Genomic DNA, 23,458 nt, shown 5'->3' on the forward strand with positions numbered 1-23,458 from the left:
ATGCTGGCCTTGATATCCTCTAATAATACTATTAACAGCCATCCGCACCAGTAGTGACAACATCAACAAATGCTGGTGTTGTGGCATTGGCAGCTTCAACATAAATGACAAAACAGCCATTGTTATTCGCAGGTGTAGTTGCATCGTATACAAAACCATTGTTCGCTTGTACTGGGTCAGTCCCCGCAAATGAATAAGCGACAGCGTCTGGAACAACGCCAGTTTCCGTCACATTCACTACAACCCAATCGGTACCAGGTAAACCAACTACAGCAGTTTCAATACCAGCCGGAACACCTGCGATATCAGCAGAAGTTGGATAACCAAAGTTAATAGCCACACCATCTGTTGTTTGTGGCGTTGTTGCCAGAGCTGTTTTAGGTTGACCTTCACGACCATCTACTGCTGCACGGCCATAAACGATACCCGTCGCACCTGCCATTGCGCCACGCAGGCCTTGCATAGATGATGTACGGGCATCACCTTGTAAGTTAAGAAAACGAGGTGCTGCAGTAACTGCAAGAATACCTAGAATAACAATTACCACCACTAGTTCTATTAGGGTGAAACCGCTTTGTTTTTTCATAGTCTTTTCTCTCTATGTATATTTAAACGCAGGTTTACTGCAGTGTTACGGTCACACGACCAGTTCTAATCTCGTAAACGAATTGATGCTGAGTACCGCCTTCCAATTGAATGTAAGTGCAGTAGTCATTGCTATTATCCGCTTGCGCTGAATATTTGTAATTCGAACCATTAGCCACATCGGTTAATGTTCCAACTTTTGGTGGGTTCTGAAGAAGGTTTTCCATTAAATCGACACACGAAACATCAGTCACATCATTAGACGGAGCTGAAGCTGAATTTGTGTTTATAGACCATGGGTAGCCGTCTCTAAAATTAGTACTTCCATTGCTACTTGTTGATCTGGTTAGCCAAAAATCAACACCATCGTAATTTACAGTATTGTATGTTTCAACACCAATTTTTTCTGATGGACGAGCTTCTGCTTCCCATTGCGCTCTTGCTGAAAGTACGCCTGTCGCAAAACCACCCGCGACACCTTCAATACTGGCTTTCTTGGCTTCGTCTGTCACATCCAAGAAACGAGGTAAAGCTGCAACAGCTAATAAACCCACAACAACAATCACTATGACTAACTCAACTAGGGAGAAACCCTTTTGATTTTTAAGCACTTTCTACCTACTCATCTAATTGCTAATGCGCATTATACATTTGACCATGCATAAAACCATAAAAACAGCGCCAATACGTTCACAAGGCCAATATATTGACTTTGACACTAAATCTTTCTTTTTTGAGTAATATATCTATCTGATACTTATCACTATAATGATAACGGCAATGAAACTGTATATTATCACTTTTGTCTTCAATACTTGGAGTACTTAGACCTAAAATACGCCCCTTAGGATATAATTGCTCCAACCAATAACCGCAATTTCGAGCCGAGTCTTGAATTGGCATAACCCATCCCGTTCTGCTGTAAATCTTTGCCGGTTTCGAATCATTTATTTGCTCTACACCAGATAACAAATACTGCTGTTTGAACAAATTCGCTTGCTCAAGAATTCGCTTGCTCGCAACGATTAATGCCGTGTTCGTTGCTTCTTCTTCTACTGTTTTCCATACAGAAAGCAAACCCATAACGAGAAAAAGAATAACCGCAACCCAAATAACAAAACGTGAGCGCTGTAAGTTATTCAGCATCCTCTAACCTTTGATTGCATCCAGCATTCCCCACATCGGTAAGAAAATACCCAGAGCTAAAACCAGCACCATTCCCGCAACGATCGTCAACAGAATAGGTTCAATTCTAGCGGTTAACGTTTTTAGATCGTAATCAACCTCTCGGTCGTAAAAATCCGCAACTTCAAGCAGCAACTCATCAATACGACCCGTTTCTTCACCCACAGAAATCATTTGTATCACGAGTGGTGTGAAAATCTCGCTGTTAATCGCGGTAGAAGAAACGGTACTTCCCGCTTCTATTGCCGATTTCATGCCTTGAACACGAAGTTCTAAAAAACGATTGTCCAAAGCTTCAGCCGATAGCGATAACGATTGGTTAAGCGGTACACCTGCTTTTAGCATCAAAGCAAAAGTACGTGAGAAGCGCGACAATAGAGCTCGATTAACCACCCCACCAATCACTGGCATTTTTAAGCGCAGCCGATCCCACTTTTCCCACCCTTTATCTGTCTTAACCCATGCTTTAAAAGCAAAAACAAGACCAAAGATTAATCCAAGCATTAACCCCCAGTAATTAACAAAGAACTCAGACATCCCCATTAAAATACGAGTTGGAAGTGGTAAGTCGACCCCAAAACGCGCGAACATACTCGAAAACTGAGGAATCACGAATATATTCAAGACAAACATAGCGATTGTAATAAAAGTAATCACGAACGTTGGGTAACGCATTGCCGTTTTGATTCGCTTTCGAGTTTCAACCTCTTGTTCGTAGTATCCAGCCAGTTGTAACAATGCCTGATCTAAACGACCTGTATTCTCACCAACACTGATCATCGATACAAACAATGAACTAAATACCTTAGGGTGCATTTGCATCGATGCCGCTAATCCACGACCATTTGTAAGTTCAGCGACCACTTCTTCAAGTGCTACTTTCAGTTGCTTATTTTCACAATGTTGAGTTAACCCTTTCATCGATCTTAATAGCGGAACACCCGCCTTAGTTAAACTATACAACTGTCGGCAAAACAGAACCAACACCTCTAAAGGCACATTCGGGGAGAACAGACTGGATACATCCATATCCAGGATTGAACCGCCACTTTTTCCAAGTTTAATCGAAGTTGGAATGATCCCTTTACTCATCAAACTGTCAGCAGCAAGATCTTCGTTATTTGCATCCAACTGGCCTGTCACTTGACTGCCATCAGAACTGCGACCTACATAACGATAAGTTGGCATATCACTCTACCCCTACAGATAAATTGGATCAGTGGCACCAGAAGCATCGCCTTCGCCAAGGTTCATTACCTCATCAAAGCTCACAACCCCCTGTATGGCCAATTCCATCGCAGAAGCTAACAGCGGTTTGTAATTTTCAGACTGCCTTGCCGTTTGAGCAAAACCAACGGCATCATTGGCTCTAAGCGCATCCATCATAGGCTGATCGAGCTCCAACATTTCAAACACACCAATACGACCACTGTAGCCTGTCAAATTACAATTTTGACAACCACGCCCTTTCATAAATGGCGTACCTCGCTGGTTTGGGAAACGAACACTCAACCATTGCTTACGCGCTTCATCCAGCTCATCATCAACCTTGCAATCAGTACATACCTTACGAACTAACCGCTGTGCGACCACGGCTCGAACAGCACTTGCTACCAGATAACCCGGAGCCCCCATGTCCATCATACGCAATGCACTGTCTACTGCATCATTGGTATGCAGAGTACTTAACACTAAGTGACCAGTAAGTGCCGCTCTCAAACCAATTTCAACGGTTTCGTGATCTCGCATCTCACCAATAAGAATGATATCCGGATCCTGACGTAGGAAAGTTCTCAAAATCGTTGAGAAGTTGAGGTTAATCTTAGGGTTTACCTGAACCTGATTCACACGAGGAAGACGGTATTCTACAGGGTCTTCAGCGGTAATGATCTTTTTACCCGGTTCGTTTAATTCACTTAACGCACCGTATAGAGTGGTTGTTTTACCTGAGCCCGTAGGCCCGGTAACGAGGATCATGCCATGTGGGCGGCGTAATTGATGACGAAGACGAACGAGCAAATCACTCGGAATGCCTGACAACTCCAATTTACGTAGGCCAGCCGATTGATTAAGCAAACGCATAACCACTGACTCACCGTGCTGTACTGGCATAGTCGACATACGAATATCGACCGATTGACCTTTAACGCGAATATTAAAGCGACCATCTTGAGGCAGTCGTTTCTCTGAAATGTCGAGGTTAGCCATCAGCTTCAAACGCAAAACCAGTGCAGAAGCAATATTCACTTCATTCAACAACGTTTCATGCAGAACACCATCAATACGTTGACGTAAACGTAATACGTTTGAATCTGGTTCAATATGAATATCAGACGCACCAACTTGAATAGCATCTTCAAACAGCGAGTTTACTAGCTTAACGACCGTAACTTCGTCGTTGTCTTCTTCAGCGATATCAAAATCAAAGGCTTCATTAACTTTATGCTCAGCATGAAGCTGCTCAGCAAATGAGGCAATCTCTTTGGTTCTTCGGTAATAACGGTCGAAACCATCAACTAATTGTCTCTCTTGTGCGACGACAAATTCGAGTGCGTAGTCGCCTAGTTGACTCAGCAAAGATTCTTGGGCAAACAGATCAGCAGGATCACTCATTGCAACACGTAATGTGTCACCTTGACGCCCAATGACCAAAGCTCGAAGGCGGCGAGCATGAACCTCAGGTAAAAGCTGCACAGCTTCGACGTCAACATTAGCTCGGCTAATATCAATAAGAGGAATAGCAAGCTGTTGCGACAAGAAACTGAGCATTTGCTGCTCTGATAAAAAGCCAAGCTCGATCAGTGCATCACCAAGCTTGCGGCCTGTCCTTTTTTGAGCGGCCAGAGCTTGTTCAACTTGATCTTCAGTAATGATGCCCTCTTCTACGAGCAAATCACCGAGCCTTTTTCTTAATCTAATTTGCATCGCCACTCTCCTCTAAAGCATTGAGTATTTTTAAACGATCACGTACAAAGCCTTGCGACTGAGATGAGATCCCAACTCTAACCAACGCTCCTTGGTATGATTGCTTTGCAGCCGTGAAATCAAGTTGACGCTCTTGTTGAATCGCTAAACCTAACCACCAGCGAGCATTATCTGAATCGACCTCAGTCAATTTTTGGTAGCTCTCTAGCGCAATATCTTCTTGCTGAGACTTTTGACTTAATGCAGCGCGCATTGCTAAGTAGTCTTGAGTTGGACTAGGTGGTAAGTGTATTAATGGGCTCAAAGCAGCTTCCGCTTGATTGGCTTTCACGAGTAGCTTCGATAAACCTAGGCGCAGTTTTTCACTGTTGATATTGAGTTTGATACCCGACTGAAATAACTCATACGCTTTGCGAGTATCACCTTTACCAAAATAGAGAATTGCTAGTTTCTGACGGACATCTTCATTTCTTGGATCATAACGAAGCGCTTCGTTATAACCTTTCAACGCATCAGAAAGGTCATTGGCATCAAGAGCTTTCTGAGCTCGGCCTTGAGCATTAATAGAAAGTTGTTCAGGCGTTAATTCTACCTGCTCAATCAACATTCCATTACTTTCTAAATCGCCAGACGTTTCAGGTTGATTCGATACTGGTGTGGGATCTTTTTTAGCCACGCTAGCAACAAGCATTGGCTTTGTAACTGACTGAGTTGATACAGCAATGACTGAATCCGATTTAGCTTGAGCACTTTTTAGTATCGTCGTGTTGTGAGCCGAAAGGTTCGCTGAATCTAGCGTCACTAACTTCTTAGTCGGCGAGGACACAGGTTGAGTAACGGCCGCTTCAGACATACCTTCCGAACTGTCAATAACAGAAACTTGTATATCTCGAGTTGATATTGAGTTATCGACAGCTGGGCCTTGTGATATAGCCCACCCCCCCATGGCCAAGCTAAGGGTAAAACCTGCGACTACCCAAACCAATGGAGAGCGTGTTTTTACTTTAGGTACCACCGCAGCTTCAATCGATGCTGTTGACTCTTTTTTTGCCAATTCAGACAAGGCGTTATTAATGACGCTCATAATTAGTTCCAACCCCACAGCATTGGCGTTTTAAATTTAGGTTTACACACATCGTATGTTTCATGCATTGCAGCAAAGAGATGTTGGTTTTCTATATTTTTCTTATCTTCACTAAAAGCAAGCAACAAAGCTTTATGACACAACTGGTTAATCAACCTTGGGATCCCCAAAGAAGAGCGCCAGATCGCTTTTTTATGGCTCAGGCTAAAGGGAGCATATTTGCCACCAGATTTAGCGATCCGGTTATCAATGTAAGCTACCGTTTCATCGAGAGTCAGTGGCCTCAGTGTCGAACTAAATGTGATTCTTTGACGAAATTGCCTTAAATGATAAGCCTCTAATCGAACATCCAATTCCGGCTGCCCTAATAGAACAATTTGCAGCAGCTTTTTATCTTCAGTTTCTAAGTTACCAAACAACCTTAAGGTCTCTAGAGCTTCATCTGACAACGCCTGAGCCTCATCAAGAATCGCAACCACTCGTAAGCCTGAGTTGTGCAATTCAATAAGTTTATGTTGAATGTTATCCACTAAGGTGGCTTCATTATCGGTAATCAAACCAAGCTCTTTAGCCACGGCTTGTCGTAAGTCAGCCCCAGATAGCACTGGGTTAGGCAGGTAAATTAAAGCAGTACAATCATTGAGATGATTGACCAACATTCGGCACACCATGGTTTTGCCTGTGCCGACCTCCCCTGTAACCTTAACTACCCCCTCGCCCATTTCTAACGCCGAAATGACCGTTTGAATTGCCTCAAAATGAGGTGCTAAACCATAAAAAAAATCGGTATTCGGCGTTAACGTAAATGGTAACTGTTCAAAATCAAAATGAACTTGATACATAAGACGACCTAGCTTAGTAATTCACTACCAATCTGCATTGATAAAGTGAGTGGTTACTATTCATCAGGGAACCATTCTTGTAAAAGATCTCGAGAACGCTCCATTTCTGATTGCCAAGTATTTACACCTACAACCGTTGGCTTTAATAGAATAACGAGTTCAGTTTTTTGAGTAAGTTGACTGGTATTACGGAACAAATGACCGAGTGCAGGGATATCACCAAGAAATGGAACTTTTGAAGTCATGTCACTGGTGTTTGATTTCATCAATCCGCCAATAACAACCACATCACCATCTTGCGCTCGAATCACGGAGTCAGACTCACGAATAGAGCTTTTAGCCAGCGGCAGCGTCACAACACCAGTTGTTGAGCCAAGATTAAGCTCTTTCACTTCCTCTTCCACCTCAATCACTGCGGGGTGAACATGTAGGAACACATTTCCTTTATCATCGATCTGCGGCGTCACATCCAAAGAAATACCGGAGAAGAACGGGGTTAGCTCAACTTCAGGGGCAACATTCGCGTTATCACCACTACCGACCGAACTTGATAAATTCGTCACGAAATATTTATCTATACCCACTTTTATAACCGCTTTCTGGTTATTAGCTGCTGTCACTCTTGGGCTAGATAACACATTCAAGTCACCCTGTGTATCCATAAAACTCAATACAGCTTCAAAGCTACCACCAGAAACAACGAGGTTAGATTGACCACCTAAAGCGGTACCGATTGGGTCCATGCCTGGTAGTTTGCCTGGGATGATCGTACCAGCTGCATTTTTAACGATAGAACCCATACCTAGCGTGTAGTTAGTACCGTTCGACGAAAACATCTTGGTCCAGTTAATGCCTTGTTGATAGCCGTCACTAAGTGTCACTTCCATGATTTTGGCTTCCAAGATAACTTGGCGCTGCAGACGTTTCTGAGAAATACCAAGGAACTCACGAACCTCTCGGATTTCATCGGGGTAAGCACGTACCGTAATCACACTCGCTTGTGGCGTAACCACAACGCTTTGCCCATCACCAGAACCAATTAAGTGAGCGACTGCCGCTTCAAGCTGCGGCCAAAAATCACTTTCAGATATCGTTTCAATCTCCGTACCACCGTTAGATGTGGAGCTAGACGAATTGGAGTTCGAGTTTGATGAGTTTGAATTCGAGTTAGATGAGTTCGAGTTAGAGTCTGAAGTGGAAATTGTTCCAGTAGTAATCGTCGTTAAAGAACGACCAGAACGCTTTACTTGCAAGTAATCCACTGGAATCGTGACTGTGCGCAAACCGGCCGGATAAATTTGAATCACTTTGCCACGTTTTTCAATATCGTAACCATACATATCCTGAGCAACAGCCAGAACTTCATCTAAGGTCACGTCTGTTAGATTTAGAGTAAGTTTTCCAGCAACGCTTGGATGAATCGCGGCACTGTACTCTGTACCTTTCACTAGGCTTGCAAAAAAGGTTCTCGCTTCAACGCCTTTTGCTTGAATACGAAAGCGCTTGACGGTTTCCACATTCGGAGACATAGAGTCCGAACTTAGCTGAGGCATAAGGTCATCTTGTACCGACGAAGGTAAGTTATGAAGTGCTTTGCTATTCGCTTCATTAATAGATTCGTTTAAAGACTCTTTTATCTCAACAGGGTCTCTATGCCCCATCGAACAGCCGACTAAAGATGACACTAGAATTGCTACTACAAGTTTACGCATGTCTTCACTCTAACCTTAATTATTCTTAACATCTAAAGAGAACATCTCTAATTTCCACTGCTTAGAGCTTCTCTGCAGAGTGACGTACTCTGGATCAATGTTCTTAACTCGGTACCCTCTGATCGTTTCTCCTTGTTCGAGAATCTGACCATTCATAATCGCATAACAAGGTGTATCGCCCTTGCAAACAATGCTCTCTAGAGACGGTAAACGATATTGAACTGGCGCCTTTTTAACTGATGCTGATTTCTGTTGGGGCGAAAGCCAACCTAATGGCGCAGTTGGGTCTTGTTCTGCCCATACCACTGAACTACCAAACAGCAAAGATAACACTAGAGTTCTAACCACCGATAAACTCCTGTCTGGTACCTAGGGTGTAAACCTCGAACACAATTCGAGCTTTGGGATATTCTTCTACTGAATACTCAAACGTGCGCCAATAATAGCTCACAGGAAGTGACTCAAGTGCTTGAAGATAAATTGAAATATCGAAGTAGCTACCCGTCAACTCCATTCTAACAGGATGGAGAAAGTACTTTGAATTGTCGCTGTTCTCTTGATTGTCCGAAATAGCTTCTGGTTGTAACGATTCTAAAGACTCAAGCTTCAGCCCATTACCTGCATTAAGAACACTCTCTAATAACTGCGCCATTTGAGAAGGCGTAACCAACCTATCAACGATTTCAGCGAGCTCAAATGATAGCTCTTGGCTCTCAACCAATAGTTTTTTTAACTCAAGATCAATTTCTTTATCTGGGTCTTTGTTCAACTTGGCTTGTAGAGCAAGTAATTCACCTTGTTGTTTCTGATTTGACTGCGTAAGGCTCATCGACTTCACATTCTTTTCTTGTAAATCAAGATATGCAGGTTCAATCAATAAGGTAAATACAAGCATGGATAAGCCCACTAGACCACACACGAAAAGTAGCCATTTCTCTCTCAGGCTTAATGCAAGAAACTTATCGCTAAGCTGATTCCGCAGTTGCATTATTCACCCTCCCTATGAGTACTTAACTCAAACGTCACCACATCTTGCTCATTACGACCTATCTTTATCTTTTCAAAGGTACGTCCGACTAAATTAAGTTCATTCTTAAATTGACCAACCCAATTTGGAACAACATTAGCGTCACGAGCCAAACCGCGAAGCTCTAAGGTCTCGTGAGTCATGTAGATATGCGAAAGCGAAATATCATTTCGGCCTAATTTAGCGAAGGAATTCATAACACCAGAATACCCGACTTGCTGGGATTCATCGTATTGACCGACCGCCTTCAAAGCCTCTTTATTCGCTTGTATCTCACTAGTGAGACGAGCAACCGCAGCTACTTTCACTGGAGACGGTTTATGTTGAACCAACTTACTATTTAATTGATTAACTTCTTGATTAAGCTGATTCAAGTCATATTGTAAAGCTGCTAGCTCTTCATCCAAACTCGATGCTTGATACTGCATTACACAATAACTGCCAAGCAACAAGGTACACACAAGCCCCCAAACCATAACCACATTCACTAGAGTGAAATACTCTTTTTTAGGCTTAAGGTGCTCAGGGTAGAGATTAACGTTAAAAATATTCTTTTCAGCCGCGAGCGTAACTAACCATTTCTCTGAATTTTCGCGTTCACCTTCAACAAGCAAAGAAACAGTCGAACTCAATGTGCTATTTAACACACTCTGTAATTCAGCTTCATCTTCATCATCACAGCATATTTTTAACTGATGAAGTTGAGTGCCTTTAATTTGAGAAGACAGGTAATCAATCGATCGTTGGAGTTCTAAAGCTAGACCATCCAACTGCAATGCACTTGATGCGGTACCAGTTAAGGGGGGGGCAACACTGCGGATTGTTCTTTGGAAGCAAACCGTGTTCTCAACAAATGCACCAAGCTTAAAATGTGAGTTGGGGCTGCGTTGTAACAGAATGAAATTAGAGAGCTCACCAGCACTGTAGCCCCAAACTTCATCTTCGGGAGCAATACCTTTAAGATCAACTTGTGCTGAATTAGTAATGCTTACAAGCTTGTCCAATAGCTTTTTAGGCAAAACATACACTTGTAGCTTATTCGAGGTCGGTAGCGCTACCGCACTCGCTGTAATATCAGCCACCCTTTCAGAGATCAGATCTTTCAATAGAAAAGGCAATGCAACCGACCATTCACTCTGTGGAATGTCCGGTTTATCAATTTGATAGGTTTGGTAGTAGTTCGCACATACAATTAGCTGAAGGCTATCACTAGTAAGCGACTCACTGCTCAACAATTTTTTCAGCGCACTTTCCCAGTCACCGTTAACCACAGGGAAACTGGTGACTTGAGGTTTTGACTCAGTCGATGAAATATAAACGGTATCATTACCCAAAAGGACAATTTGAGAACTACCGTTATTATTCGTTGGCTTTATTTTGTCTAAAATCGCTTTAAAATTCATGCTTAACTATTACTCTTACGCCATCGATTTCTTCGACCGACTTTTACAACGGATTCAGCTTTCACTGTCTTCTTCCCTTGAGTAGGCAAGGGAATGATTTGTTGTTCTTCGTCGAAATATCTCCCTTGATAACCGTTAATGCCTAACTCTATCAAGGTATTCTTTTCTTGCTTTGTCTCAACTCCGACCGCGATCACTTCAGTTGGAGAATCACCGCATGCTCCAATCAGACTTCGAACAAACAGTTGGTTTTCATGCCTTTGATCGATTTTCTTTACCAAACTTCGATGAAGCTTAATATAGTCAACCTTCAAATCCTTTATATAATGAGTACTAACAATGGTTCGCCCAGCTTGGCCAACCACCACTTTACACCCTAACCCTCGTAACATCTTCGCCACTGGTCGCATATAATCAAGGTGAGTAATTAGATGGCCTTCTGAAAACTCAAAAGCAAGCTGAGAACGATGCTGAGCAGAGAGCTGTAACAACTCACTTCTGAACCATTTAAAATGTGATTTATTTGCAAACGGAGTGACACTCAAGTTCACCGAATAATTGACAGGCTGTGTTGATACTTTCAGCGACTTAAACAAAACCGTCAAAACCGATTGATCCATTTGAGCTTGATAACCGACTTGTTCTACCGCAGACATAAAGCGAGAAGATTTCAATAGACCTTTATCTGGATCTTGAATTCTAACAAATATTTCTTTATGCAATTCATTAGCTTGACCTGAATCCGGCATAAGATAACACCGCTGAGCAAAGATTACTAAATTTTCAGGTAGCAGGGCTTTATCAAGTAATGTTCTCCAGCGAACACTGCCTCTGTCTATCTCATTTTTATTTTCTTTTGGGTAACGGCTCCAGTTATTAATGCGCTCTAACTGAGCGCTCTTTAACGCCGTTTCCGTTTCATCCATAATTTGGCTATGGCGTTCACCTTCGACATACATTGTCACGCCAATATGGCACCAGTTATCTGACTCCAAAGGCTCCGGCGGAGTCAATTTATCTAATTGCCTTAAACATTGAGCAGCCAACGTCGCAATATCCTTTGTTCCTTGATGCGGAATAAACACGGCAAAGTCTGCTTCGTAATAGCGAGAAAAAATGACATCGGGATAACGCTGAACAATATTCGACAATACTTCACCAACTTCAATAATAAATCCGTCGGTGAGCTGCTTGTCATTGGCATCTCGAACTTGTTCCCACTCGTCGATACGTATCAGTAAAACGCCTCCACGAGCGCCACTTTCATGCAGTACAGATTCAAGTTTGTTATCAAATAGTACTCGGTTGGCTGTACCAGTGAGCTTATCTAGAAAAGTATGGGTGCGGATAAAAGTATCAAAGCGACTTCGCTCTTGGCGTGCATCTTTCAACTCTTCAATCAGTACATCAAGCGCTTCACTTGCCGTATATGGCCATTCTCGCTCGTCCCCTTTTGAATGAGCCTCTACCTGCCCAGCAAGGATCATTCTCCCTCGCTCTTCCAAAATCTCTGAGCCCATTAACTGTTCTTTTAACCAACGAACACCACGAGCCAAACAAAAAAGGATCAATGCCACCGCCAAAGTAATCGACCACATAGCTTCAATCGAGTAGTTGTAACCAATATAAGGGGGGAGTGCTTTAAATTCGATTTGATAGCCTTCATTTCGATCTAAAATGAAGCTTCTTTCATAGAGACGGTTTGGATCAATTTGTGGGGAGGTATCTTTAAATCGGTAAACGATACCGGTTTTGTTTGAAAGCTTCATCTCAACGATATTGCTTGCCTGCAACATCTTCGGCATCCAACGTTGCATTGAATACGCAGCATCTGGATCTTCCATCTCTTTATCTACGACGTCAACAATGCCAACCAAATAATGATCTAAATATTCCTGTCCTATACGCTTAAAGGAGAGTGTGCCACCAATAAAAAGGATGAACATCGCACTGATCACTATCACGGTGACAAATGCGACCAATCGAGTGCTCAATTTTAGTGTCGGGGTATATCTCATGAATAACGAAATCCTTTTCAACTCACATTATACCGTATTGCTACTTATACTATAAATTGACGTTGTAAATAAAGTGTTAAGAATTGTAGGTAACAAAAAGCCGCGATGAACGCGGCTTCTTCCAATTTAATACTGCTTTTATAATATATTAAAAACAGTGCTTAAAATGGGATGTCATCATCAAAATCCATCGGCGGCTCATTATATTGAGGTTGAGCCTGCTGAGGAGCTTGTTGAGGTGCTTTCGGCTGCTGTTGAGCTGGCGCACTGTATTGTTGCTGCTGTTGTTGTGGCTGCTGTGGTTGCCCCCAACTACCTTGCTGTTGGTTGTTACCCATACCACCTTGGGCAGGAGCACCGCCTTGAGCACGACCGCCAAGCATTTGCATTACACCGTTGAAGCCTTGAACAACGACTTCTGTTGTGTAGCGATCTTGACCGCTTTGATCTTGCCATTTACGCGTTTGAAGTTGACCTTCAATGTAAACTTGGGAACCTTTACGTAGGTACTCACCAGCAACTTCCGCCAGCTTGCCAAACAGAGCAACACGGTGCCATTCTGTTTTTTCGCGCTGTTCGCCAGTTGCTTTGTCACGCCATGACTCTGACGTTGCAATGGTAATGTTCGCTACTGCACCGCCATTTGGCATGTAACGAATTTCAGGGTCATTACCTAGGTTACCCACTAATATAACTTTGTTAACTCCACGGCTAGCCATGATTTGCTCCGTCTAAATTCATAGTCTCAGAAAATTTTAGCGCACAAGAATAGCATGCTTTTCTGCTGTGATAAATCGCTTCCTATTCTCACTCCACCACAAAGAATAAAAACGTAACAAATCATGATATTCAGAGCGATGTTGCTTTTTTCTCCACTTACAAACCACTCATTTACTTTGATAATTGATATTCAACGCAAGTCACTATCAAGGCGCTAGAGAAGCGAAAGCCTGCATGACAACGTGGAATCTAATCCCACTCAAACAGGACGTTTCAATGAGAAAATCAAGATACGCTCGCACTTTACACTTTCTGTGCATCGACCCAAACGATACCTATCTACATGTAAAGGAGATAGAAAAGCACTTATCTATTATTCTCTACAAAATGACACCCGACGAATTAATGTTAGTTGATAGAAAGCAGAGTAACCGGATCTTGCTCGTCGATTATAGAGAGGTACCACAACTACTGGTTATTTGTCCTAACCTGACTGTTATGTGGAAAAATCACGAAATCATTTTATTCAATGTCCCCCAGCAACTTCCAACCTCAGAGCTTCTTACCTATGGGGTACTAAAAGGACTCTTTTACAACACTGAACAAAAGGACAAGATTGCTCGTGGTCTTCAAGAAGTGATCGATGGTGACAACTGGCTACCTAGGAAGGTGACTAATCAACTTCTGTTTTATTATCGTAATATGGTCAATACCAATACGACCCCAACCAATGTTGATTTAACTATTCGTGAAATCCAAGTCATTCGCTGCCTTCAATCAGGATCATCAAATACTCAAATAGCCGATGACCTTTTCATTAGCGAATTCACGGTCAAATCCCACCTCTATCAAATATTCCGTAAGTTAGCGGTGAAAAATAGAGTCCAAGCTATTGCATGGGCAAACCAAAACTTGCTTGCATAACCACTCCGCCTCTAATCTGACAATAATTTTGAGGGAAGCTCGAGTAATCATTGGTATTGTTGCTGAAATTTCGACATAACATATGCTAGAGTTGCCCTCAGAAATATCAACAAATCAGTTGAATCAATAATTATTATAGATAAAGGGTCTTATCATGATCAAAAAGTGCCTTTTCCCGGCAGCAGGCTACGGTACACGTTTTTTACCAGCAACTAAGTCAATGCCGAAAGAAATGATGCCTGTAGTAAACAAACCTCTGATTGAATACGGTGTAGAGGAAGCTATCGAAGCCGGTATGGATGGAATGTGCATCGTTACTGGCCGTGGTAAACATTCACTGATGGATCACTTTGATAAGAACTACGAGCTAGAGCACCAAATTAGCGGTACCAATAAAGAAGACTTGCTGATCAATATTCGTGAGACGATTGAAGCAGCAAACTTTACCTACATTCGTCAACGCGAAATGAAAGGTCTAGGCCATGCTATCTTGACTGGTCGTGAACTTGTGGGTGATGAGCCTTTCGCCGTTGTGCTTGCTGATGACCTTTGTGTGAACGAGCAGCAAGGCGTTCTGGCTCAAATGGTTGCGCTATACAAGCAGTTCCGTTGCTCAATCGTTGCAGTACAAGAAGTGCCTGAAAACGAAACTCATAAATACGGTGTTATCTCGGGCGAGATGATCAAAGACGATCTTTTCCGTGTCGATGACATGGTAGAAAAGCCAGAACCAGGTACTGCACCAAGCAACCTAGCGATCATTGGCCGCTACATTCTGACTCCAGATATCTTTGAACTGATCGAGCAGACTGAACCAGGCAAAGGCGGCGAAATCCAAATCACTGATGCATTGCTAAAACAAGCAAGAGCAGGCTGTGTGTTGGCTTACAAATTTAAAGGCCAACGTTTTGATTGCGGTAGTGTTGAAGGTTATATCGAAGCAACAAACTACTGCTTTGAAAATCTATACAAAAAAGACCAAAAGCAAATCGAACTAGGTAAGCACTCGACAAAGAAAGAAGCGTGACAACGGGTTAATAATCAACGTTTAAATTGGTAGAAAGGGTGGCTCTTTGAGTCACCCTTTTTTGTTTACTGTTTTTTTATCCAGTAAAACTTTGCACAAATCTCACTCTATGTAATACTTTAGCCACTTAAAATTACATGGTCTGTTGAGATGGATAAAATAGAAATTAGAGGCGCTCGTACGCATAACCTCAAAGACATTAACCTAACCATACCTCGTGATAAGCTAACGGTTATCACTGGATTATCAGGTTCAGGAAAGTCGTCACTTGCGTTTGATACCCTCTACGCAGAAGGTCAACGTCGTTATGTTGAGTCTCTGTCGGCCTATGCTCGTCAATTTCTATCTCTCATGGAAAAGCCTGATGTCGACCACATCGAAGGTTTATCTCCAGCCATCTCTATCGAACAGAAATCAACTTCTCACAATCCTCGTTCAACGGTTGGCACCATCACTGAAGTCTATGATTACCTAAGACTGCTTTATGCTCGTGTCGGTGAACCACGCTGTCCTGATCACAATACCCCTCTTGCAGCACAAACCATCAGTCAAATGGTCGATAAAGTCTTAGAACTGCCTGCTGGTTCAAAGATGATGCTTTTGGCTCCGATAGTCAAAGAACGTAAAGGTGAGCACGTTAAAACGCTTGAGAACCTAGCGGCTCAAGGCTTTATCCGTGCCCGTATTGATGGCGAGACCTGTGATTTGTCCGATCCACCAACATTGGAACTGCACAAGAAGCACACCATTGAAGTTGTCGTTGATCGCTTTAAGGTTCGCCCAGATCTTCAACAGCGTTTAGCTGAATCGTTTGAGACAACATTAGAGCTCTCTGGCGGTATCGCTGTAGTCGGTTGGATGGATGATAAAGAACAAGAAGAGATCGTGTTCTCGGCTAATTTTGCTTGTCCAAAGTGTGGCTACAGCATGCAAGAACTTGAGCCTCGCCTATTCTCATTCAACAATCCTGCTGGTGCATGTGGTACGTGTGATGGACTTGGTGTTCAACAATATTTTGACCCAACTCGAGTAATTTTAGATGAGAACCTAAGCATTGCAGAAGGTGCGATAAAAGGCTGGGATCAGAAAAATTATTACTATTTCCAAATGCTGACATCGCTATCAGACCATTATGGTTTTGACCTTTATGCTCCGTTCAACTCTTTACCAAAGAAAACTCAAGAGATCATCCTCAAGGGCTCTGGTAGAACTGAAGTTGAATTCAAATACATCAATGATCGTGGTGATATCCGAGTCAAGCGTCACCCCTTTGAAGGTATTTTAAATACGCTGGAACGCCGTTACCGCGACACTGAATCTAGCGCGGTGCGTGAAGATCTTGCCAAGTACATATCAACGAAATCATGCTCTAGCTGTGATGGTACACGCTTAAGATTAGAAGCTCGAAATGTCTTTATTGGCGATACCACACTGCCAGAAATCGTTCAGCTCAGTATTGCTGACGCACTACAATTTTTCCAAGAGTTGAAGTTAGACGGCCAGCGTGGACAAATTGCTGATAAAGTGATGAAAGAGATCAATGATCGTCTGCATTTTTTGGTGAACGTTGGTTTGAATTACCTGAACCTATCACGCAGTGCAGAAACACTGTCAGGTGGTGAAGCGCAAAGAATTCGTCTAGCAAGTCAAATTGGAGCCGGTTTAGTTGGCGTTATGTATGTGCTGGATGAACCATCGATTGGCCTCCACCAGCGTGATAATGAACGTCTACTACAAACTCTGGTTCACCTAAGAGACTTAGGAAATACCGTACTTGTTGTTGAGCATGACGAAGATGCGATTCGTTGCGCTGACCATGTTATCGATATAGGTCCAGGCGCAGGTGTTCATGGTGGTCACGTGGTGGCAGAAGGTACCATGCAAGACATCATCGAAAATCCGAACTCTTTAACAGGGCAATACCTGAGCGGCGCCAAAGAAATTGCGGTACCAAAACAAAGAACGCCTATCAACAAGAAAAAGGTCGTCGAGATCGTTGGCGCGAAAGGAAACAACCTAAAGAATGTCACTGCGACAATCCCTGTAGGCTTGTTCAGCTGTATTACGGGTGTATCGGGGTCAGGAAAATCAACACTAATCAATGACACCTTCTTTAAAGTTGCTCACACTCAATTAAACGGTGCAACCACTGCGGTTCCGGCACAGCACAAAAAGATAAAAGGCTTAGAGCATTTCGACAAAGTGATCGATATTGATCAAAGCCCTATCGGTCGCACCCCTAGATCAAACCCTGCAACCTACACTGGTATTTTCACGCCAATTCGTGAGTTATTTGCAGGTACCCAAGAATCACGATCTCGTGGCTACAAGCCAGGTCGATTCAGTTTTAACGTTCGTGGTGGTCGCTGTGAAGCGTGTCAGGGAGACGGTGTCATCAAAGTAGAGATGCATTTCTTGCCAGATGTGTATGTACCGTGTGATGTGTGTAAAGGTAAGCGTTATAACCGTGAGACTCTAGAGGTCCGCTACAAGGGTAAAACCATTGACGAAGTTCTAGAGATGACTGTCGAAGATGCTCGTGAATACTTCAACCCGGTACCCGTTATCGCTCGTAAGCTGCAAACCCTAATGGATGTTGGCCTTTCCTACATTCGCCTCGGACAAGCAGCGACAACCTTATCTGGTGGTGAAGCGCAACGCGTTAAATTAGCGCGTGAATTGTCTAAAAGAGACACGGGAAAAACCTTATACATTCTCGATGAGCCAACAACAGGCCTACATTTCCACGATATCCAGCAACTGTTAACGGTATTACATAGATTACGTGATCACGGTAATACGGTTGTCGTGATTGAGCATAACCTAGACGTCGTCAAAACAGCGGACTGGATCCTAGATCTTGGCCCTGAAGGTGGTCAAGGGGGCGGGGAAATTGTTGCAGAAGGTACACCTGAAGATGTGGCGTTAGTCGAAGGTTCGCACACTGCTCGCTTCCTTAAGCCTATGTTAAATTTGAAGTAGGTGTAAAATAGCTCCCTGCGAGCAGACAGAAAAATGTTAAAGTAACAGAGCTTGTTTCAGAAGGAACAAGCTCTGTTTTTATAAGGTTAGGGATTTATGGCAACAATACATACTAGCGGTACCCAGCTAGAAAATCAGAGAACTCAGCTTCCGCTTAACAAGGCATTCCTTGCCTCTCTAGCTATTGTATTCTTAATAGCCATGCATTTTTTCATGCCCAATCCTGGAGGCTCAGGCCTTGCTTTATCCTTTAATCCAACCACTTGGTTAGCTCTTAGCTTTACGTTGGCGATTGGCTTCTACCAGCTTGCCACTAACCGAACACTCAAATATTCAAAGTTAACCGTTGGCTTTCTGATAAGCTGCATCATACTCACACTGCCGATTTTATACAGCAATGCCGCCCCTCAAGGAGCATCAGGGCGCTTACTTGGATTGTGGGCGGGCTTTGCATTATTCGTCGTGCTACAACAATTTAAGTTCAGCAATAAGCACAAGCAGCGCATGTTGTGGTTCATTGTGCTTGCTGTTGTCATACAGGCACTATTTGGCTATGTGCAATATTTCCTATTAGAACCTGGCAACCTATTTGGCTACAACACTGCTGCAAACCGACCATATGGGATATTCCAACAACCTAATGTAATGGCAAGCTTTCTTGCTACTGGTTTTGTGCTGTCAGCTTATCTTTTAGCAAGGCAACCAACTAAATATAATCACCAAATTAGCGAGTCGCTTCTACTTTATTTAACACCAGCCTTAACCGTACCTTTGCTGATCATCATCGCATCACGTACCGGATGGTTGGCTGCCGTCATTGGATTTGTATGCATTCTGCCTTATCTATACAAGTTCTCGACCAAGAAACGCTTCTACGGGTGGTGTGCATCAGTGCTCGTCGGTATCGTCGTCGCTTTTTCGGTTATCAGCCTTAGTGCAACTGATAGCCTCGCAAGTAAAAGGACGAACTTAGAAAGTCCACGAGCTTATACCTTTCCACAAGCGCTCGATATGATGATCGAAAAACCATTTACCGGTTATGGCTACGGAAAGTTCGAATCCGAATACACGCTATACACAGCCCGCCAACATCAACTTAACTCAAATTATCATCCCGGCCTTCCTGCAATGGATCACCCACACAATGAGTTCCTGTTTTGGGGGGTTGAAGGCGGAATAGTAACAATCATCGGGATCTTGATTGCTGCAGTGTTGGTGATGTCACGCATAGCAAGCTCAGCGAAAGGAACACGTCTAGCACTACTTGCGCTATTCATACCTATACTCTTACATTCTCAGCTTGAGTATCCTTTTTACCACTCGGCGATTCACTGGATAACCTTTATCATTTTGATTTACTGGGTCGACCAACGGGCTTCTCGCCACTATCAGCAGCCGTTTAGTATCGTCAGTAAAACCCTATTCAGAGTGTCGAGCTTAGTCGTTCCTATCTTGGTGAGTTTTTACATGCTGAGTGCCTTACACACCAATTATGTACTCACTAAATTTGAAATGTCTAAGCCGAAAAACCCGGACATTCTTAAGCAGGTAACAAACCCCGTAGTCTGGAAAGATCGCTATGATTGGGACGTGTACAGTACCTATCTAAATATCGGCCTCTACAAAGCCGATCCTAGCCTGATCCAACCTTATATAGATTGGTCGTTAGAGATCATAAAGAGTAAGCCAAGGCCTACTTTCTACAGTAACCTGATTCTCGCGTATCAAGGATTAGGTGATCACAGCAAGGCAGAACAAATTCGTAGTGAAGCGAGCTTCTTGTTCCCAAATCGAGACTTTTCCAAGGTTCAGTATAAGAAGATATCGGAAGCAGAAAACAATATCTCTGCTGCTAAATGATGCCAAGGAATCTAGAGTCATTTTGCTGTAATGACGTTTAGCCTAGACACAAAAAAGCGCACATTCTCTCGTGCGCTTTTCTTTTAAACTTCAATTTATTAGCGTTATTTTAAAACGTCTTGTAACGCTTTTAAGCACAAAGCGACATTCTCTTTTCGAGCGCCATAACCCATTAAACCAATACGCCAAGCCTTCCCAGCCAGAGAGCCCAGCCCAGCACCGATTTCAAGATTATACTCTTCTAACAGCTGCGTTCTTATTTTGGCTTCATCAATCCCTTCAGGGAAGTAAAGCGCATTCAATTGAGGTAAGCGACTCTCTTCAGCAACCACAAACTCCAACCCCAAAGCTTCTACGCCAGCTTTAAGTTCTTGGTGCATCGCATAGTGACGAGACCACGCATTGTCTAGGCCTTCATTTTTCAACAAAACCAACGACTCATGCAGAGCATATAGGCTGTTCACAGGCGCAGTGTGGTGATAGCTACGCTTACCTTCTCCACTCCAATAACCTAATACCAAGCTCTGATCCAAGAACCAGCTTTGTACGGGAGCTTGACGTGCTTTCATTTTATCGACAGCACGTTGAGAGAACGTCACGGGAGATAAACCAGGTACACAAGACAGACACTTCTGACTGCCTGAATAAACCGCATCGAGTTGCCATTCATCAACCAACAATGGCACACCACCTAATGATGTCACCGCATCCACAATCGACAATGTATCAAACTGGCGAGCGACTGCGGAAATAGCTTGAGCATCCGATAACGCGCCAGTAGACGTCTCGGCATGCACAAATGCGACAGCAACAGCATCGGGGTTTTCTGCCAATGCCTTTTCTACCTTTTCAACTGAAACGGGCTTACCCCACTCGTCATCAACAAGGATGGCTTCACCACCGCAGCGAACAACATTCTCGCGCATACGCTCACCAAAAACACCGTTACGACAAACAATGACCTTTTCACCAGGCTCAATCAAATTAACAAAACAGGTTTCCATACCTGCACTGCCTGGTGCAGAGACAGCAATCGTAAATTCATTCTCTGTTTGGAATGCATACTTAAGAAGTTGTTTAAGCTCATCCATCATCGCAATAAATAGCGGGTCGAGGTGACCAATGGTTGGACGGCTTAAGGCCTGTAAAACTTGAGGAGAAATGTCTGAAGGCCCCGGCCCCATTAACGTTCGGTGTGGCGGATAAAAGCTATCGATAGCAGCAGTGAGTGTTAAATTAGACATGTACATCCCTTACGTTAATGTTGTGAACAATCCACCCTAAAGCAAATTGATTACCTCAGCAATTAGCCATAAGTATTGAGGTCAAACCAGTGTCACATAATTGTTAAAATTATTTTTCAATTATCTCACGTTACGGATTGACATTATTTGCGCAAACACGTTCAATGAAATGGCTATCTAGCAGAAGAGGAGCACTGCCCAGGCAGGTGTTTTGTGGAACCGCATTTCCAATACAAAACATTCATGGGGAGCAGTGCCGAGATAATAAAAGGATGCAGGACCTTTATTATCGGTTGAGCGGGCTGAATCCCGTTAACTGTCGCCATTTCTATATGGTGAAGAGCTTCTGAGGTTACTATTCTAATAATTCCTCTCTTTTTTGCTCTAAAACTCTCTTCGAAAAACATCGGACGTTGGATTACCCAACAGTAATTTATTTTAGGAAATCGTGGGAGATATATCGTGAGTGCATCTAATGTAGCTGGTTCTTTTAATGTCGCTAAGTTTGGTGGAACAAGTGTTGCCAACTTTGAAGCAATGAGCCGTTGTGCTGCCATTATTGAAAACAACTCAAATACGAAACTGGTCGTGAGTAGCGCATGCTCTGGCGTGACTAACCTGCTTGTTGAACTCGCGAATGGTGTTCAAGATAAAACTCGTCGCCAAGAACTAGTGACACAGTTAACCGACATTCATAATACGATTCTTGCTCAGCTAGCAGACCCAATTAGCATTGAAAAAGATGTGCACTGTATTCTGGATGATATTGCGAGCGCTGCAGAAGCCGCATCATTCCAAGCCAGTACCAAACTCACTGATCACCTAGTGGCATGTGGTGAACTGATGTCGACACATATCCTCGCTCAAATCATTCGCGAACGTGGTACACCAGCGGCTCGTTTTGATATCAGAGAAGTGATGCGCACCAATGATGATTTCGGTAAAGCAGAACCACAACTGGAAGATATTGCAGCCCTTGCACAGCAGAAACTGATTCCACTTTGCGAAGAACAAGTTGTCGTTACCCAAGGTTTTATCGGTGCCGACAGCGAAGGTAACACCACAACGTTAGGTCGTGGCGGCAGTGATTATTCAGCTGCACTGATTGCGGAGTCGGTACAAGCGATTGGCTTAGAAATTTGGACTGATGTTCCAGGCATCTACACCACAGATCCACGCATCGCATCGAAAGCATCTCCTATCCCAGAGATCAGCTTCAGTGAGGCATCTGAGATGGCAAACTTTGGCGCGAAAATATTACACCCTTCAACTCTGGTTCCTGCACTACGCCATCAAATCCCTGTTTTTGTCGGCTCATCAAAAGCACCAGAGCTTGGTGGAACATGGATTCGTCAACAAGTTGAAAGCTCTCCTCTGTTCAGAGCGCTTGCCCTACGCTGCAACCAAACCATGGTTACGCTACGCAGCGCTAACATGTTCCATGCCTATGGTTTTTTGGCAAAGGTATTCGAGATCCTGGCTAAACATAAGATCTCAGTCGATCTTATCACTACCTCAGAGATCAGTGTCTCACTTACTCTCGATCAAACCGATACCTCTGGTGGTGCTCCTGAGTTACCTGAAGCCGCTCGCCTTGAGCTTGAAGAGTTGTGTTCCGTAGATATTGAGCACGACCTATGCCTTGTTGCTCTTATTGGTAACAACATGAGCGAAAGCAAAGGCTATGCAAAGCAGGTATTCGGCACTCTAGAAGATTTCAACCTACGTATGATTTGTTACGGAGCAAGCCCACACAACCTATGCTTCTTGCTAGATGAATCTGTGTCTAAGTTGGCGATTCAAAAACTTCATCAAGAGTTATTTGAGTAGATAGTCCGTTTATCATCGACAGATAAATAACTAAATTACAGATACAAAAAGGGTTGCTATTAAGCAACCCTTTCTCTTTTTTACGTTACG

At 43.2% G+C, this 23,458-nt stretch carries 19 protein-coding genes and 1 riboswitch; of the genes, 5 read left to right on the plus strand and 14 right to left on the minus strand.

What is annotated here, in order from left to right; all coding sequences use genetic code 11:
* Positions 1-31: 31 nt before the first annotated feature.
* The 13 genes from ACED28_RS02965 to ACED28_RS03025 form a co-directional block, all read right to left on the minus strand.
* On the minus strand, positions 32-586 hold the full coding sequence (locus tag ACED28_RS02965) for a type II secretion system protein (protein ID WP_009847856.1): 555 nt from the start codon (positions 584-586) through the stop codon (positions 32-34).
* Positions 587-620: 34 nt separating this feature from the next.
* A complete protein-coding gene (locus ACED28_RS02970) occupies positions 621-1,196 on the minus strand; it encodes a prepilin-type N-terminal cleavage/methylation domain-containing protein (RefSeq protein WP_269335426.1) in 576 nt (191 codons plus the stop codon).
* Positions 1,197-1,275: 79 nt separating this feature from the next.
* Positions 1,276-1,731 carry an MSHA biogenesis protein MshF gene (locus ACED28_RS02975; protein WP_371709244.1) on the minus strand — a complete coding sequence of 152 codons (456 nt, stop codon included), beginning with the start codon at positions 1,729-1,731 and terminating at the stop codon, positions 1,276-1,278.
* A 3-nt stretch (positions 1,732-1,734) separates the two neighbouring features.
* Positions 1,735-2,958: a type II secretion system F family protein gene (locus tag ACED28_RS02980; RefSeq protein WP_009847859.1), complete on the minus strand. Its 1,224-nt coding sequence runs from the start codon at positions 2,956-2,958 to the stop codon at positions 1,735-1,737.
* Positions 2,959-2,970: 12 nt separating this feature from the next.
* Positions 2,971-4,695 carry a GspE/PulE family protein gene (locus ACED28_RS02985; RefSeq protein ID WP_371709245.1) on the minus strand — a complete coding sequence of 575 codons (1,725 nt, stop codon included), beginning with the start codon at positions 4,693-4,695 and terminating at the stop codon, positions 2,971-2,973.
* Positions 4,685-5,779, minus strand: coding sequence for a tetratricopeptide repeat protein (locus ACED28_RS02990; RefSeq protein ID WP_371709246.1), 1,095 nt, complete (start codon positions 5,777-5,779; stop codon positions 4,685-4,687). The genes ACED28_RS02985 and ACED28_RS02990 overlap by 11 nt, the downstream gene beginning before the upstream one ends.
* Positions 5,780-5,781: 2 nt before the next feature.
* Entirely contained in the window at positions 5,782-6,621 is an 840-nt protein-coding gene (locus ACED28_RS02995) for an ExeA family protein (protein ID WP_017101381.1), read from the minus strand.
* A 56-nt stretch (positions 6,622-6,677) separates the two neighbouring features.
* Positions 6,678-8,333 (minus strand): pilus (MSHA type) biogenesis protein MshL, encoded by a 1,656-nt coding sequence (gene mshL / locus ACED28_RS03000; protein ID WP_017101382.1) that lies wholly within the window; start codon positions 8,331-8,333, stop codon positions 6,678-6,680.
* A gap of 15 nt (positions 8,334-8,348) precedes the next feature.
* Positions 8,349-8,681 (minus strand): MSHA biogenesis protein MshK, encoded by a 333-nt coding sequence (locus ACED28_RS03005; protein ID WP_371709247.1) that lies wholly within the window; start codon positions 8,679-8,681, stop codon positions 8,349-8,351.
* A complete protein-coding gene (gene pilO, locus ACED28_RS03010) occupies positions 8,674-9,321 on the minus strand; it encodes a type 4a pilus biogenesis protein PilO (protein ID WP_371709248.1) in 648 nt (215 codons plus the stop codon). The genes ACED28_RS03005 and pilO overlap by 8 nt, the downstream gene beginning before the upstream one ends.
* Entirely contained in the window at positions 9,321-10,763 is a 1,443-nt protein-coding gene (locus ACED28_RS03015; protein WP_371709249.1) for an MSHA biogenesis protein MshI, read from the minus strand. The genes pilO and ACED28_RS03015 overlap by 1 nt, the downstream gene beginning before the upstream one ends.
* Before the next feature lie 2 nt (positions 10,764-10,765).
* Entirely contained in the window at positions 10,766-12,781 is a 2,016-nt protein-coding gene (csrD, locus tag ACED28_RS03020; protein ID WP_371709250.1) for an RNase E specificity factor CsrD, read from the minus strand.
* A 161-nt stretch (positions 12,782-12,942) separates the two neighbouring features.
* Complete coding sequence (locus ACED28_RS03025; protein ID WP_009847868.1) at positions 12,943-13,500, minus strand: single-stranded DNA-binding protein; 558 nt, start codon at positions 13,498-13,500, stop codon at positions 12,943-12,945.
* Positions 13,501-13,777: 277 nt separating this feature from the next.
* On the opposite strand from ACED28_RS03025, the gene ACED28_RS03030 reads away from it, so the two are divergent.
* The 4 genes from ACED28_RS03030 to ACED28_RS03045 all read left to right on the plus strand — a co-directional run bounded on the left by ACED28_RS03030 (position 13,778) and on the right by ACED28_RS03045 (position 20,294).
* Entirely contained in the window at positions 13,778-14,425 is a 648-nt protein-coding gene (locus ACED28_RS03030; protein ID WP_029222919.1) for a LuxR C-terminal-related transcriptional regulator, read from the plus strand.
* A 154-nt stretch (positions 14,426-14,579) separates the two neighbouring features.
* Positions 14,580-15,452, plus strand: coding sequence for a UTP--glucose-1-phosphate uridylyltransferase GalU (galU, locus tag ACED28_RS03035; RefSeq protein WP_017101387.1), 873 nt, complete (start codon positions 14,580-14,582; stop codon positions 15,450-15,452).
* Positions 15,453-15,602: 150 nt separating this feature from the next.
* Positions 15,603-18,434, plus strand: coding sequence for an excinuclease ABC subunit UvrA (gene uvrA, locus ACED28_RS03040; protein ID WP_017101388.1), 2,832 nt, complete (start codon positions 15,603-15,605; stop codon positions 18,432-18,434).
* Positions 18,435-18,530: 96 nt separating this feature from the next.
* Positions 18,531-20,294: a PglL family O-oligosaccharyltransferase gene (locus ACED28_RS03045; protein ID WP_371709251.1), complete on the plus strand. Its 1,764-nt coding sequence runs from the start codon at positions 18,531-18,533 to the stop codon at positions 20,292-20,294.
* A gap of 104 nt (positions 20,295-20,398) precedes the next feature.
* On the opposite strand, the gene ACED28_RS03050 is transcribed toward ACED28_RS03045, so the two are convergent.
* Positions 20,399-21,538, minus strand: a complete 1,140-nt coding sequence (locus tag ACED28_RS03050; RefSeq protein WP_371709252.1) for an alanine--glyoxylate aminotransferase family protein — start codon at positions 21,536-21,538, stop codon at positions 20,399-20,401.
* Positions 21,539-21,714: 176 nt separating this feature from the next.
* Positions 21,715-21,892: riboswitch (Lysine riboswitch) on the plus strand.
* A 108-nt stretch (positions 21,893-22,000) separates the two neighbouring features.
* Here ACED28_RS03050 and lysC point away from each other — a divergent pair.
* A complete protein-coding gene (lysC, locus tag ACED28_RS03055) occupies positions 22,001-23,368 on the plus strand; it encodes a lysine-sensitive aspartokinase 3 (RefSeq protein ID WP_371701451.1) in 1,368 nt (455 codons plus the stop codon).
* The last annotated feature ends 90 nt before the right edge of the window (positions 23,369-23,458 follow it).

The sequence above is a fragment of the Vibrio sp. 1F253 genome (genome assembly GCF_041439295.1).
GTDB lineage: Bacteria > Pseudomonadota > Gammaproteobacteria > Enterobacterales > Vibrionaceae > Vibrio > Vibrio tasmaniensis_A.